The following is a 15,619-nucleotide window of genomic DNA, read 5'->3' on the forward strand; positions in this document are numbered from 1 at the left end:
TAACTGTTGGCTAAAATCTGGTTTTATCTATAAAAATCTGGGATTATCTGTTTATGCTACTTGGATTCAAAACTGAACTACATCCGAATAACCAGCAAAAAACATTGCTGGTTTTTCCGACAAAAACACCATATATACAATAGTGCTATAGTTTTTATCTACTATATGTAGCGCCTTTGCGTAAGTCCTGATGAACTTAAAAATTTGGCATTGCATAATTCGGGATTATTTTGTCACCAGAGCAGAAACCATCATCCCCGTGTATCCGTGTCCCCGTGTCCTCGTGGAGCAACGACCGCTTTTTCCTTTGAAAAGGGAGGCTTTTAACCAGAATTATTTAATTAATAATTATTAATTATTAATTATTCGGTAAAGAAATGTTGCGTCAACGGTTTTTTATTACTATATATATAGTTATTGAGTTTTTCTATTTTCCCCTTTAATAAGTAAATTTATCAAGCTAACGAGGTAAAAAATGATTGACGACTTAAATTTTACTTTTACGCAGATTCAACCAGGCTTGACCATAAGTGGAATTGTAGCTGGCTTCGTAGATAATGGAGAAGACTTTACCCTAAATTTTAGCGGTGGTAGCGCTACTGTAGACACCTCACCTTTGAACGCTAATCAATTAAGTTTAAATATTGGGGAGCCTGTAAATGTCTTAGTTGCTGAATTTGACGGCCTCGAAATTGATACTATATTTATCACTAGACCAGATAATTCAATTATTTTAGGCAGTCAAACTAGTCCGGTCTCACCGCCCCCACCGCCCCCACTGCCCCCACCGCCCCCACAAGCGGCATTAGACCCCATTACAGGAGGAATAGCTAATCCCCCTTCCCCAGCATCTAACCCTGTTATCCCTCCCCAAGGAAATCCGATTTTCGGTACAGTGGTAGGGATAGTTGATAATGATGAGTTTCTCCTACAGGATGCTAACGGTACTCAAATCTTAGTGGATACAAATTTACCAAATAATCAATTCTTGAGTTTAGTACCAGGGGAACAAGTAAATGTAAGGGGAATCTTTGATGATAATGATTTTGAGGCTTTCTCTGTCACCCGTCCAGACGGTTCCCCTGTGTTTACCGCTCCCCCAGCAAACCGACTTTTCGGTACGGTGGTAGGGATAGTTGATAATGATGAATTTCTCCTACAGGATGCTAACGGTACTCAAATCTTAGTCGATACAGATTTACCAAATAGTCAATTCTTAAGTTTAGTACCAGGGGAACAAGTAAATGTAGTGGGAAACTTTGATGATGATGATTTTGATGCTTTCTCTGTTACTCGTCCAGATGGTTCACCTGTGTTTACTAATACACCTGTATTGCCTCCACCTCCAGTTAACCCTGTATTGCCTCCACCTCCAGTTAACCCTGTATTGCCCCCACCTCCAGCATTTAACCCTGTCATCCCTCCCCAAGGAAATCCGATTTTCGGTACGGTGGTAGGGATAGTTGATAATGATGAATTTCTCCTACAGGATGCTAACGGTACTCAAATCTTAGTGGATACAGAACTGCCAGATAATCAATTCTTAAATTTAGTACCAGGGGAACAAGTAAATGTAGTGGGCATTTTTGATGGTGATGATTTTGATGCTTTCTCTGTTACTCGTCCAGATGGTTCACCTGTGTTTACTAATACACCTGTATTGCCCCCACCTCCAGTTAACCCTGTATTGCCCCCACCTCCAGCATTTAACCCTGTCATCCCTCCCCAAGGAAATCCGATTTTCGGTACGGTGGTAGGGATAGTTGATAATGATGAATTTCTCCTACAGGATGCTAACGGTACTCAAATCTTAGTGGATACAGAACTGCCAGATAATCAATTCTTAAATTTAGCACCAGGGGAACAAGTAAATGTAGTGGGCATTTTTGATGATGATAATTTTGATGCTTTCTCTGTTACTCGTCCAGATGGTTCTGTTGTCTTTAGCAATACACCTGTATTGCCACCACCTCCAGCATTTAATGTATTGCCACCACCACCTCCAGCATTTAACCCTGTTATCCCTCCCCAAGGAAACCCTTTCGGTACAGTGGTAGGGATAGTTGATAATGATGAGTTTTTCCGAGATGATGACAATGATGATGATGATCGCGATGACGACTAAGATTAGGACTTAGGCATCTGGAACGTATTTTCGTCTGAAGCAACCGACAGGGTTTATGCAGCAGTCCGGAACAGATAACAATCTCAAATCCTAGTTTTTCGTACCTTATGAGTCAGTCCCGATCTTAGTTATTCAATCCTCTTCCTTTTAGGGCTATGCTTTATAAACATCTTTCTTAACATAAAACGTAGACATTATAGACAAGTTATGAGCAAGCCTCTCAAAGGCTTTTTTGGGAGAAAAGTGTGTTGAAAAACACATTTTTTTGATAACTGTAGACAGAAATTTTCCTCCCCCTCCTCCCCACCCTCCCACAAGGGTTTCAGGAATTCCTTATCAGGGATAGCTTTTAGGGAGAGGTAATTATCAATTATCCATTATTGAACCGCATTCTATCTATATCACAACGATACATAACAAACTCTTAATGATATAAATAATGACCATTGTGTAAAAATAAATAGATTACTTACATTAAGAGGTTATTCATGGCAATTCAACTCCAACAAGCTCTAGAAGTAGGAAAATATCTCCTGACTCAACGTCTTAAAGGGCGTAAACGTTTTCCCCTAGTTTTAATGCTGGAACCTCTATTCAGATGTAATTTAGCCTGTCCTGGTTGTGGAAAAATTCAGCATCCGAAGGAAATACTCAAGCAAAACCTCACACCTCAAGAATGTTTTGCTGCTGTAGAAGAATGTGGCGCTCCCGTGGTTTCTATTCCTGGAGGCGAACCTTTATTGCATCCACAAATTGCTGAAATTGTGCAGGGGTTAGTCCAGCGCCAAAAATTTGTTTATTTATGTACTAATGGTTTGTTACTTGAAAAGAATTTTGATAAATTTAAACCTTCTCCTTATCTAACTTTTAGTATTCATCTTGATGGTTTACAAGCAACTCATGATAAATGTGTTGACCAACAAGGAGTGTTTGAAATAGCAGTTAAAGCAATTCGCGCTGCTAAAGCAAAAGGATTTCGAGTTACTACCAATACTACTGTATTTGAGGGAACAGACCCGAAAAAAATGCAGGATTTTTTTGATTTTTTGGAAAGTTTAAATATTGATGGGATGATGATTTCTCCTGGTTATAGTTATGAGTGGGCACCAGACCAGGAACATTTTCTTAAACGTCAACAAACACAGTTATTATTCAGAGAAATTCTTGCTCCTTTTAAAGCTGGTAAAAAGAATTGGAATTTTAACCATAATCCTTTATTTTTAGATTTTTTGATGGGAGATAAAAATTATGATTGTACTCCCTGGGGTAGCCCTAGTTATAGTGTGCTTGGTTGGCAAAAACCTTGTTATTTAATGAATGAAGGATATTATGCTACTTTTAAAGAACTTTTAGAAGCAACTAATTGGGATAATTATGGTTATAAAAGTGGTAATCCTAAATGTGCTGATTGTATGGTTCATTGTGGTTATGAACCGACAGCAGCAATAGCAGCAATGGAGTTAGAAAATATTCCTCAAGTTTTGGGTTCTTTGTTGAAAATTGGGGGTTAAATGAAAGTTATTGTGCCTACGCTCCGATTTTTTGGCAGCTGTAGGGATTAGGGTAGGCTTTTTTCGGCTACCACTGACAACTTTGTTCAAAAGAGTAGTGACAACATATCACAGGCTTTTTCAAAGACTACTAAGGAGAGAGATAGAGTACCACTTAAATGTCCTCTATCTTTCATAAAATAAGACTTAGCAATATCACCCATTTTTGAGGGTAAAACCATATTCAAAACACTAGCACCTAAAATCAAACGATTTGCTTCTAGAAAATCTAAATCGCTGCCTTTAGGCATTAATTGTTGTAATCGCCATGAGGTAAATAAAGTAATGGGAATTACCATGGCTAAGGACAAAAACATTATTAAACCATCACAATTAGCAAAAACTTTAGCTAAGTTTTGTAGGTCAATTTTAGAGTAAATAATTAATAGAATAGCAACACTTACGGCAATAGAAATATATTTTTTCATTGGATTTATTTAGATGATTAATTAGGGTTTGCTCAAAAAGTATGAGTGGTAAGAGTAGGAGTCAGGAGCCAGAATCAGTTAATCCAGGAGGAATGGGAATTATAGAATAGGTAATTGGAAGAATCCTCCCTTAATTTTTCTGCCATAATCTACCCAAAATACGCTCCTAAATTGAACCGGAACTACCTAAAAGCTAGAACTTTTTGATACCTAAAAATCTTCAAACCTTTATGTGTAAAGACTTTGAGATTTAATCATCAAGCCCTAATTATTGCTATTTAGTTACCGAAAAATTCAGGTATAAAGCCTCTCCATTCCTCTTATTTATAAGAAGAGGTAATTCTAAATTCTAAATTCTTAATTCTAAATTCTTGAATTATAATTTTCTTTCTAATGTTAAGTTTTGCTTGGGTTCAAGTTGTTTTATTTGTGGAGTAAGATCGAGCCAACGTTGTAGTTGTCCTTCTTGAAAAGTTCGACTCATAACTACATATATAGAAGTTTGATCGCAACCTATTCCCCCTGCAATAACAGAATTCCATGATTCTGCTGTTAATTGATCGTAAACAACCCAATTGCCATTATTCCATTGTAAAGAACGATAGAATACAAAAGGAGCATTTTTCTTACCAGTAATCAGTATTTTTTGCAGAATTTTACGGATTAAATTTGGGAAAAAACGTCCTAATGTAAACATAACTATTCTTAAAACAATTAAATTAAAGCTAGTCATTTGTTTTTGTTTTGCCCAACCTAAAGAACCTTGAATAATAATTTCATTTTCCCCTAGTTCAATTTTGTAACGAGAGCTAACTAAATGAGCTACTGCATTTTTGACTTTATTGCTTTCTTTGATTAACAGAGAAAATTGAGTATCAGAAACAATTAATTTATTGTCACGAAATAGTTTGAATACTCCTCCTTTATTAAGAGCAAGATAAAGTTCAGTATTTTCCCTCCTATCTATTAAAATACCTCCTTCTTTTAAATGAAATCTTCCCTTAGGACGAGGGGATAAATTAGGTCTAACTTCAACAAAATCACGCCAAGCTAAAAGGTAATTCCAAGTATGATGTCCTACTATATGATCGTCTGCATAACAAGGATTTAATCCTTTTTCTAAACCCTTTAAAAAGCGATCGTTAATATTCAATGCTTCTGGCATCCATTTGCCCACTAATTCAAAGCCATAAGGAAAGAAATTATAAGTATTACGACTCGTATATTCTCCACCATAAGAACCATCTGGATGAACAAAATGACTAGCAAGAGCAACAGCTTTCGCTAAAGCACCTTTTAGATCGATATTAGGATTAAGTTCATAAATCCATGCTAAACAAGAAATAGTTAAAGTATGATAACCTGGGTCACATCCTTCATACTCTTGAAACCAACCTTCATGGTTTTGCCATGATAAAACTTGTTCTAAACGCTCTTGTTTACTTTGATTCCATTTATCAGTTTTTAATAAATCAGAAAGTAACTCTAAGCATAAAACAATTAATGCTTGATGATTTGTCAGTCTGCCACTTTCTTGATGATGTGCTAACCAATTAGCTCTTTTTTCAAAAAATTTTAAAGCATTTGGATTATCTAATTCCATTAACTTATAACTTTCAATACAAGCTAATAAAGAAAATGCTGCTGCTCCTCCTGCTCTTTCAAAAGGAAAATAATCATCACAAGAACCATCTTTATGAGCACTTTTGGCGGCAAATAAAATTCCCGCTTCTACCCAATATCTAATAATTTCTTGACCATAAAAATGATTTTCAGGAATGTTGGTTTTATAAGCTAAGGCTAAAGGAAAAACAAATTCTTGGCTCATTCCACTGGGAAAATCTATAATTTTATACTGCCAAAAATTTCGATCAAAACAGCCATAGTTGTAGCTATGAACATTTCGATCCATTAAAGTTAATATTTTAGGTATTTGAGCGATCGCCTCTTGAGCAAATAAGTTACGATTCATAAATTTTTCTGCCTTTAAATTACCTTATAATTCTATATTTTCAACTTGATTCTTAAATATCTTAAAATTAGATAGACGCTTTTCTTCTGTTTCTTTAATTAATTGTTTTATCCCAGCAATTTCTTCTGGAAAATTTTTCTGATAAATTTTTGAATCATTACGGATTTTTGTTAAATGAGTCTCAATATTATCTTGATTAATTAAGACACCAAAATCTTGAGGATATTCATCTTCATCATCTTTAGGTAAATTTAAAATTTTCACCAAAATCTTTTCACCAACTATTTTCTTATAATGAGATGACTCTATAAAATATTTCATTTAATTTTCACTATCCAGAGGCGGAACAGTTTCCATAGTTATAGTATTATAGCCACTGAAATCCCATAAATTAATTGGTGGTTTATCCTGATTTTTTCTTGACTGTTCAGCAATAATTCTAACTAAGTCTCGCTTCCAGTCCTCAAATTGAGTAGATAATCCCATCAACCGAATTGTTTCTAGCTGTTGTGCATGAACAGGAGATATAAATAGATATAATTCAATATTATGTTTGTAGCAATACTCAATTAATTTGTTAAAATCTTCTAATCTTTCATTACTTAATTCAAACCCAGCATATAATGTTTCATAAATCATATACTGAGATAAAGTTCTCCTAAATAATTCTCGATGCTTGAGGTTTGGTAATTCCTTATTTCTTGTACCTAAATTGTCATAATAATTGGCTTGATTTCCTCTATAGTTGAATTTTAGAGTATCAATAGATGATTGTAAGGTTTCGAGAGATAGTAAATCAGGAATACTGGTAATAAAAACATTTTTATTAGCGAATCTTGATTCCTTAAAGTCACCACTAACAGTTATTTTATTATTAAAAGAGAAAAAATCTAACCCTAAGATAACAGTTTTCAAGCGGGAGTTTTTTCTGGTTCGAGCAAAATCTATAATTTGGTTAAGTTCATAAATTCCTCCTAAGGGTAATCCCACATTGTATGTTTTCTTAGAAGCAAAAACCGTAGAACGAGGATTTAATCCATTCTGTACCCTTGATGTTCCTAGTAAGAGAATTTCATAGTTACCTTGTTCAATATCAAGACTCTTAACTTTACGCATTCCTTGTTTTTCAATCAAAGGTTTTTCTCTATTAAAATATTCAATGTTGATAATCCGATAAATTTTATAAGGATCTACTAATAGATTGATAGTAAATACCACTGTTAATTGAGAAAGAACAAATGCACCAAATATTTTTAAAAAATTAGAATAAGCTTTCATTGAACTATCACCTTAAAAATTATGAATCAAATATAGCGATCCTAAATAGGTTGTGACAAATCAAAAAGTAGATAAAAAAACTGAAACTCCCACCAGTTAAGTGTTTCCTAAAAGCCGTAATATTTTTATACACAAATAAAATAGGATTGCTACAATAACTTTTTGTATAAGTAGGTAGGCGCGAATAAATGTCACTATGTAACAAAATGTTTATGCCGTCAAAACCCTTGAGATTGCTTCCTTCTACGGAGTAACCGTCGCAATGACGTAGTTGTAAATTTTCTCACCTACCTACTTATCCTCTTCATTATTAATTCTCTTAACTTTTTAATTTACTTCTATCTATATTGATAATACAATCATTATTTAAGCTTTCAAAATTAGAGTTAGAATTTTTCTTAACTAATATTTGAGATTCATTTGCTACATTTATATGTTGAACTTGTTTAGGGTAATTTTCATTTAATAAAACTAATAAAGGATACTCAAAAGAAGAATTTTTAAAAGTCAATCCTATATTTTTACATTGATTTGATTCTACTCTCACAACTTCATCTAAATAAAATTGTTGATATTTTTGTTGAGTGTTAAAATACTGTTCTACTCTTGAACTTTGAAAAATATTGTTCTCCCCAATTAATGGTCTAACTGAATTAAATAGAATCCATTTGTAAGAAAGACATAAAACAAGTATTGCCAAGAAATAGCTTACTTGTTTCGGAAAAGATTTAGAAAATACAATAGCTACAAAAGGAGAAAATAATATAAATAGAGGTAAATGTAATCGACAACGATAAGGAGACCATGTTAAAAGACTTGCGAATAAAACAAAACCTACAACTAGAACTATCCCATATTTAATTAAAAGTTTATTCGTCCATATTTTTTTATTCAAAGTCAATACAAACAATGACCCTATTATTAACAATAAATGCAAAGGATTACCAGCAGTATCTTCATAAATAGATAAGCCAGGAACATAAAATTTCCTTGCCTTAGGGCTAATTAAAGCTGGATCGTTTAAGTCCATTCCTAAGACTCCATGAATAATTTCTAATACTTTATTCGTTAAACCCGTAGTAGGAGAAATAATTTTTTCTAATTGTAGATTCCTGACAATATCAGCATGCAATGATAAATTTTTTAATATTCCTGAAATAGAAACCAAGACACCAAACTCTTTATTTTTTTCTCCCGTAGCTGCCAATCCTAATACCGAGTCAAAAAGAGCATAATTTCTTAAATAATGTCCTAAATTAATGGCTAATACTATTAATAAAATAATAACGATAGGTTTAATAGCTTGCCATTTTAAATTTTTAATCCCCCACAACAATAACCAAATACAAAATGGGAAAGCATAAATATAAGCCGTACCTTTTGTTAAAATAGCTAAACCTAAACTAAACCCTAAAAACAAAATATTACTTTTAGATATACCGTTTTCTAAGGTTGTAAATGTAAAATAAACAAAACAAATTAACCAAAAAGTAACTACAAGATCGTTATTAGTACCAGAAGCTTGTAGAATTCCCATAGGAATAGTTACAGCAAAAACACTAGCTAGAATTTGATCGCGAATATTACCACCTAACTGCTTGGTCAGAATAGAAACACCTAAGACACTCATTGCCATGCTACACCACTGAATCATATTCACAAAGCGATCGCTTTTGTTGAGAATTTGAAAGTGAGTCATGGCAAATTCTGACCAAGGATTTTGATAAAGATGAAATAAATTATAGGTAGGATAATGAGCTACAGTATGATTTTGAATCCAATAATATATACGGGGTAAATGATACTCCATTGAATCGGAGTGATTGGGTGCAGCGATTATTGCATTTATACCAATTAAGAACACAATAATTGTTATACAGGCAAGCAAAAGTATTAACATTGGTGATAACCCCAGTAAACTTTTGCCCCATATTTTGAGATTATCTATATGTTTTTTTAACGAATATTTTGTTAGTAAAAATACATATAAACAATTTATTAATAGCCAAGCTGCTATTACCCAAAAATACTGAAACAAACCAAATAAACTTAGTAATTCAGTTATTATTGTTAAAATTATTCCCCATAAAACAATTGCTTTAAAGAAACTATCACCCCAATCATTTTTTTGAGTTAATAATTGAGCAAAAATCAATACAAAGGATAAGATAGGAAGAATTATCATTTTTAATATTTCAATATTCAAGAAGGAAGAAGGAAGAAGGCAGAAGGCAGAAGGGAAAAATTTTTGAGGAGAGAAGTCCCATTTGCTATATTCAAGCCCCCTAAATCCCCCAAAACTGGGGGACTTTTAGAAGCAAATTGACTCTTGTTCCCCCCAAATTTGGGGGGTTAGGGGGGCAAAATTCAGTATCAAAAAAATTTTCATATATCCTCTAATCAAAATTAGATTTTTTAAGATTATTTTCTAATGAATTATCCAAAAAATTACGACGTAATTTTAACTGAATATCTTCTAAAAGCTTACGATTAACTGACATTAAATCAGCAATTAGACCAAAAATAAATAGCTGAAATCCTATTAAAATTAAAATTGCAGCTAAGACTAAACTAGGAACATGAGACCTCGTAGTACCACTCCAGTATAGAATTAACCAACGTACACATAATATGAAACCAAAACTAAAGGGAATAGTCCCTAAAATTGTGAAAAACTTTAGGGGTTTATAAGTCATAAAAATCCGCACGATCGTAAAAATCGATCTTTGGATATAAGCTGGAATGCTTTTAACTAATCTAGATGGTCGTAAATAACCATTAGTTCTAATGGGGACAGAAATAATTGTCATTCCTTTTTGCCCAGCTTGGATAATAGTTTCTAGTGTGTAAGTATATTCATTAAAAACATTTAATTGTAGTGCTGCATTACGACTAATAGCACGAAAACCACTAGGAGCATCAGCAATATTTGTTTCACTAGCAATACGGACAACTAAACTACCTATTTTTTGTAAAAATTTCTTGATTGGTGAAAAATGTTTAATCTCTTGAATTGGTCTAGCACCAATTACTATTTCTGCTCTGCCATCTAAAATTGGTTCAATTAGTTTAGGTATATCTGCTGCACAATATTGATTATCAGCATCCGTATTAACAATAATATCAGCTCCATTTTGTAAACAAGCTTCTATTCCTGCCATAAAACCTTTTGCTAATCCTTGATTATATTCAAAATTAACAATATGATCGACTCCAGACGCTTTAGCTACTTCTACGGTTTTGTCAATACTACCATCATTAATAATCAACCATTCTATCTTATCTATACCAGGAAGTTGTCGAGGTAATTCAATCAGAGTCATTCCTAAAGTAGCTTCTTCGTTATAACAGGGGATTTGTATAATTAGTTTAGTCATTAATCTTTTTTCCCTTTATTTCTTTTGGGTACTGGCGTAGTTTGTCCGCTTTCAGTAGTCCACTTGCTCGACTGATCTATGGCTATCTTATACCATTTCATGGAAGTCAAAAATCAACCTCCCCCTTTATCCCCAAGGAGGGAAGTAAAAAGCCAAAAGTAAGATTTTATCAGCTCAAAACTTTGACTATACAGTAATTTTAGGAAATTATTTGACATTTAAAGTTGGAAACTATTTGTGATCTCAAATCCGTTTAATTAGACATAAAAAAAATCTCGAATCGTCATAACTAATAAATGTTTGTGATTCTCTCTCCTCCTGACTCCTGACTCCTGTCTCCTAAAGACTTAACCAATCTATAACTGTTTAACCGGATTTGATATGACATCTTTAAACTGATTACATATAAACAGGACTTACGCATAGACACTATATTGACTGAGAGCGAATACCATTCACCCCTACATATGGTGTTTTCAAGCTGATTCTGCGTAAGTCCTGATAAATTTACTATTTTTTCTGCTTTTTATCAACTTCTCTACCTGAAATCCTTGTGACATCACCTCCCGCTGTTATGAGGTACATATGGCGCGTAAGATAAAAATGAAAACTGCTGTCACCTATCCTAAACTATCCAGAATTTGCGGTTGTCAGAGATTCTAACCCCGATCTGGATTCTCTAATTTTTACAACAAAGCCCTTTTCAAACGATATAACTTAGTCTCAAAAACAGATTCTAGCTCCGCTCCTTGTTCCTGTTCAACAAATGATTTGAACTGCTTATCTGGAAGGTATATGAACACTTCTTCATACTTTTGTGCTAGCTCCGGTATATTAAAATAACTTGAAAATTCACTTGCCTCAACATCATTTATCACTTGGAAGTCAACATCTTTATTGACCAAATGACTCAAACCTAAAACAAAACTGTGCGTAGCTTCACTCATAACAACCGGACGATTTGCAACATTAATCAGTGGAGCCATCTTTAAATTTAATGCATTTGCTGTTCTGCCTTGTTCTAGGTAATCCCAACCTGGTGTTTTGGCGATCATGATGGCTGATATAACTCCAACGAAAACCATTGTTAGATATGCAAATCTCCAAAATACTTTTTCCCAAGCGTAGAATGAAAAGATAATACATTTAGTCAGGAAATAGGCGACAGAAATTTGCACGAATAATAGAGAAGGAAGTAGATATCTAGATTGCAAAGAGCGTCCGCCACCCAAAATTAGATCGGCAGTTACCAGAACTAGAGGTGTCAATACAATTGAGATCACTACTAATGACCAAACTCTCCTGGGTGTAAATCGAATCAGAAAGTATAAAGATATAACAACAAGACCAAAGATTAAATAACTAGAATAAGGCTCTATTCTAGGAACGGAATTATTCCAATTTAAAAAGCAACTACCTAAGCTATTGAGCAAACCTCTGATCAAAATAGAAATATTGGAGTTTCGACTACTTACCCATTGTGTCTTTTCTTGAATTTCATTGATACTTGTCAAGATCACAATTATCCAAGGGAGAAATGCTACGAAAGCAACTGACATACTGACAATAAAAGGAACTAAGTAAGAACGAATTTGCTTGAGGCCAAGAGAAAGTATATACAAGCAGTAACCAAAAGCAACAAATACAAAAAACAGGTGTGAATAGAAACCGAAGATGAAAGTCAGCGTGCAAATTACCCAACTTAGTTTATCATTTTTCCTCATAGCACGTAGAAGTGCTATAGTACAGATTAAAGTAGAAATTCCAAAAAGACTATACTGACGGGCTCCCTGAGATAGTAGAATTTGATAAGGTGATACACTAATTAGTCCAACTGCAATCCACCCTACCGATCGCGAACCGAAAAGCTCATAGCAAAGCCAATAAACAGCAGGCAAACAAGCAAATCCAAATATTACAGATAAAACTCTGGCAGCAAAAGGGTCTTTGAAAATTGAAATTACAAAACGACATAAGACGTAGTAGAGAGGAGTATGTTCTGAATTACCCGCTAATGCAGACATAGTATCTGGTAAACCTTTAGCGGATGTTGGAACTTGATAAGTGAGGATTTTCTCTGCACTAATAATTTCCCCATTAAAAACTTCTTCAACAATTTGAGTTCTGGTATAACCTGCTATTCTATAAAAGCCTCTAACTTCATCAGCATTATAAGGCTTTTGATCTAAGTTGGCGAAAGATAAAAAGATGCGCAATAGCAGTATCACAACGATCAAAACTTTCCAACTGTTCGGTATAGAGGGTTCAGTTTGCTGATACTGATGAACTTCACGTCTAAAGAGCGATAGAATAAGATTTTTGTTTTGCTTTCCTGTTTCCATATCAGGTGTTCCCTTTCCCAAAATTAAGATATATAGTTTAAATGCTAAACATTTATATCATACTTTACCTCGACTCTTGAGTGTTCTAGACGTTAGATAGATAACAATCCCTACTATAATGACGACGGCCAACAAGACTAAAGCTTTTTTAAATAAACTTTGATAGACATATAAAAATAGCCGAATATTGCTGATAAGATTTGGTTCTCCCATTGACTCAGAATTTTGAATAACTAAAGTTTCCTTGGTCTTTCCATCATCTGTTAACTTGAATATTTCTAAACTAGCTGAACCAAAGGTGTAGATAGTTCTATCATTAATATAGTTTGGTGAAAAAACAATCGGCTTTCCTGATGAAGGCACATTACCTATTCTTGATAGGGGTAATGAAGCATCTGCAATTTGTTTGAATGATTGCCCTCCATCTTCACTTTTGTATAACCCAAGACCTAGCACACCCAACACAAGTGTTTTATCGTTCTCATAGTTTGGTGAAATAGCAATAGCTTCCAATTCAGGCGATTCAGTACCTACTCCAGGTATAGTGAGCTGCTGGTTCCAAGTTTTTCCTCCATCCCGTGATTGAAAAAGACCTTTATTCCTGGTACTAACAAATAAAGTTTGATCCTGTGCAAAGTCTGGAGAAATAACTATCTGCATTTTTCCTGCTTCTGCTAAAGCTGTATTTTCACTTATTGCTTCCCAGTTTTTCCCAGCGTCAGTACTCTTGTAGATTCCCTTTTCTCCAGTTACATAGAGAGTACGATCGCTAGCAAAATTAGGAGATATGGCAATAGAGGGACCAGTGTTGCCTTGAAGAGATGGAACCTGACCAACTTTCTGATAGTCTTTACCTCCATTTTGAGACCGATAGATATTACCCTTTTGAGCTAGGATGTAAACAGTCTTATCCTTTGAGAAGTCTGGAGAAACACCTATTGTGAGTCCACGTTCTTCCTTAGACATAGAACTAATTGACCAGGAGATACCCCCATCCTGACTTCTTGCTACCTTAGTCCAGAGTAGTGATGCCCATAGTGTTTTATCTCGATCGTAGTTTGGAGAAAAAGCAACATCAAAGTAGCGACGAGGATCGTAGTTGGGTGGTAGTGATTCCCACTTTCTAGTAAACCAAGGTTCTTGGAGACCTCTTTGAGCAATCTTCCAAGTTTGACCGCCATCGCTACTGATATTAATGTTGCCAACGTAGTCCACAGTTGCCAAAGTTGAATCATTAGAAACTGCCATTGCAACCACCGTACTCCTGAGTAAGGTTTCTAAGTCTTGCCAATTTTCCCCCCGGTCTTCAGACTTGAAGAGACCATCAAAACCTGCTAAGAAACTCACGCTGCCATCTGCAGAGAACTCCAGTTCAGTAAAGCTAGGTTCCTTCATATCTTGAGCTTGGGGATCAATTATGAGTCCCTGAGTTTTTGCTTGCCATTCTTGGCCATCCCAGTAAAATAACCCAGTATTTGCTGTGGAAACAAACAGTTGTGGCTCATTTTGGGAACCTGGAATAATTTTGATATCTTTAACAACCTCATTGGCGATCACAATTGCCTGTTTTGTCCAAGTTTTGCCTTGGTCAGTGGTTTGAAAAATACCCTGGGTTTCAGTCGCCAGCCACATTGAACCGACTGGTCCACCTAGCATAGACTCAATAGCAACAATTGGACTATCAAGTGGCAGGCTAGATGTTGCGCGATCGCTAGCTTGCCAAGTTGCTCCACTGTCGCGAGATACTAAGAGTTCCTTTGTATTGGCAGCAATAACTAATTTGCCATCATTAGAAAAACCTACAGCTTCAATAGGACTTTTACTTTGGAATACCTGTTGCCAACTCTCCCCAGAATTTTGAGTTAAGTAGAGTCGATCAGATATACTTGCTAGAACAATCTTTGATGAAGTTGGTGAAACGATTATATGGTCTATAGTAAGTTCATCTAAACCTTCGCTGGTCTTTTGCCAGGTAAGTCCTTTGTCTGATGAGCGGTAGATTCCATCTCCAAGTGTTCCCAGAAATGCCAAACCATCATTTTGCTGACTTAACTCCAGATCTGTGATAAACAAACTAGAATAATCTAAACCCTGAATAATACGCTGCCATGAAACGCCTCCATCAGATGAACGATACAGGTTATTTCTAACAACAATTAATACTGTCTGGTCTTGTTGATAATTTGGTGATACTTCAATGTGTGTGACAACATCATGTGGACGATGCGCCACTGAGATACCCATATTCACAAGTATTGCCATTAGGAAGGCAACTAATACTAATCTGGCAAATTGTGTGATTCGCGAAAGCCTTTGAGTCATAAAAATTATCTGCTCAAAAATACAGTTATTTTTAGAACATTATCTTAACATATTATGGATCATACCATTTCGATCAAAGACTCTTATCTGCTTGCGGAATGGCAGAAATCAGAAGTAGGTAAACCTGATAATTCTGCTCGTTACAATTCCATACTGCGGATATTTAGCAAACTTTTTTCCAATTGGTATAATTGATTATTTGCATCCTTACCTGACTATGGACTC

General features: G+C 34.8%; 9 protein-coding genes and 1 pseudogene. 2 read left to right on the forward strand and 8 right to left on the reverse strand.

Annotation, left to right across the window (positions count from 1 at the left end):
• Nucleotides 1-475: 475 nt before the first annotated feature.
• Both F6K23_RS05215 and hpnH read left to right on the forward strand, forming a co-directional pair.
• Nucleotides 476-2,125 carry a hypothetical protein gene (locus tag F6K23_RS05215; RefSeq protein WP_293151541.1) on the forward strand — a complete coding sequence of 550 codons (1,650 nt, stop codon included), beginning with the start codon at nt 476-478 and terminating at the stop codon, nt 2,123-2,125.
• 488 nt (nt 2,126-2,613) lie between these two features.
• Nucleotides 2,614-3,636 (forward strand): adenosyl-hopene transferase HpnH, encoded by a 1,023-nt coding sequence (gene hpnH, locus F6K23_RS05220; RefSeq protein WP_293151544.1) that lies wholly within the window; start codon nt 2,614-2,616, stop codon nt 3,634-3,636.
• 92 nt (nt 3,637-3,728) lie between these two features.
• On the opposite strand, the pseudogene F6K23_RS05225 reads toward hpnH, so the two are convergent.
• The 8 genes and pseudogenes from F6K23_RS05225 to F6K23_RS05260 all read right to left on the reverse strand — a co-directional run.
• Nucleotides 3,729-4,103 (reverse strand): annotated as a pseudogene (locus F6K23_RS05225) (lysylphosphatidylglycerol synthase domain-containing protein); the annotation flags it as partial.
• A gap of 376 nt (nt 4,104-4,479) precedes the next feature.
• Entirely contained in the window at nt 4,480-6,075 is a 1,596-nt protein-coding gene (locus F6K23_RS05230) for a hypothetical protein (RefSeq protein ID WP_293151547.1), read from the reverse strand.
• A 24-nt stretch (nt 6,076-6,099) separates the two neighbouring features.
• Complete coding sequence (locus F6K23_RS05235) at nt 6,100-6,396, reverse strand: hypothetical protein (RefSeq protein WP_293151550.1); 297 nt, start codon at nt 6,394-6,396, stop codon at nt 6,100-6,102.
• Nucleotides 6,397-7,353, reverse strand: a complete 957-nt coding sequence (locus tag F6K23_RS05240; RefSeq protein WP_293151553.1) for a hypothetical protein — start codon at nt 7,351-7,353, stop codon at nt 6,397-6,399.
• Between the two features lie 319 nt (nt 7,354-7,672).
• Nucleotides 7,673-9,538, reverse strand: a complete 1,866-nt coding sequence (locus F6K23_RS05245) for a glycosyltransferase family 39 protein (protein ID WP_293151556.1) — start codon at nt 9,536-9,538, stop codon at nt 7,673-7,675.
• A gap of 211 nt (nt 9,539-9,749) precedes the next feature.
• Nucleotides 9,750-10,730 carry a glycosyltransferase family 2 protein gene (locus F6K23_RS05250; RefSeq protein WP_293151559.1) on the reverse strand — a complete coding sequence of 327 codons (981 nt, stop codon included), beginning with the start codon at nt 10,728-10,730 and terminating at the stop codon, nt 9,750-9,752.
• Between the two features lie 686 nt (nt 10,731-11,416).
• Entirely contained in the window at nt 11,417-13,072 is a 1,656-nt protein-coding gene (locus tag F6K23_RS05255) for a glycosyltransferase family 39 protein (protein ID WP_293151562.1), read from the reverse strand.
• 57 nt (nt 13,073-13,129) lie between these two features.
• Nucleotides 13,130-15,394: a YCF48-related protein gene (locus F6K23_RS05260; protein WP_293151565.1), complete on the reverse strand. Its 2,265-nt coding sequence runs from the start codon at nt 15,392-15,394 to the stop codon at nt 13,130-13,132.
• Nucleotides 15,395-15,619: the final 225 nt, after the last annotated feature.

This window comes from Okeania sp. SIO2C9 (assembly GCF_010672455.1).
Classification (GTDB): Bacteria; Cyanobacteriota; Cyanobacteriia; order Cyanobacteriales; family Microcoleaceae; genus Okeania.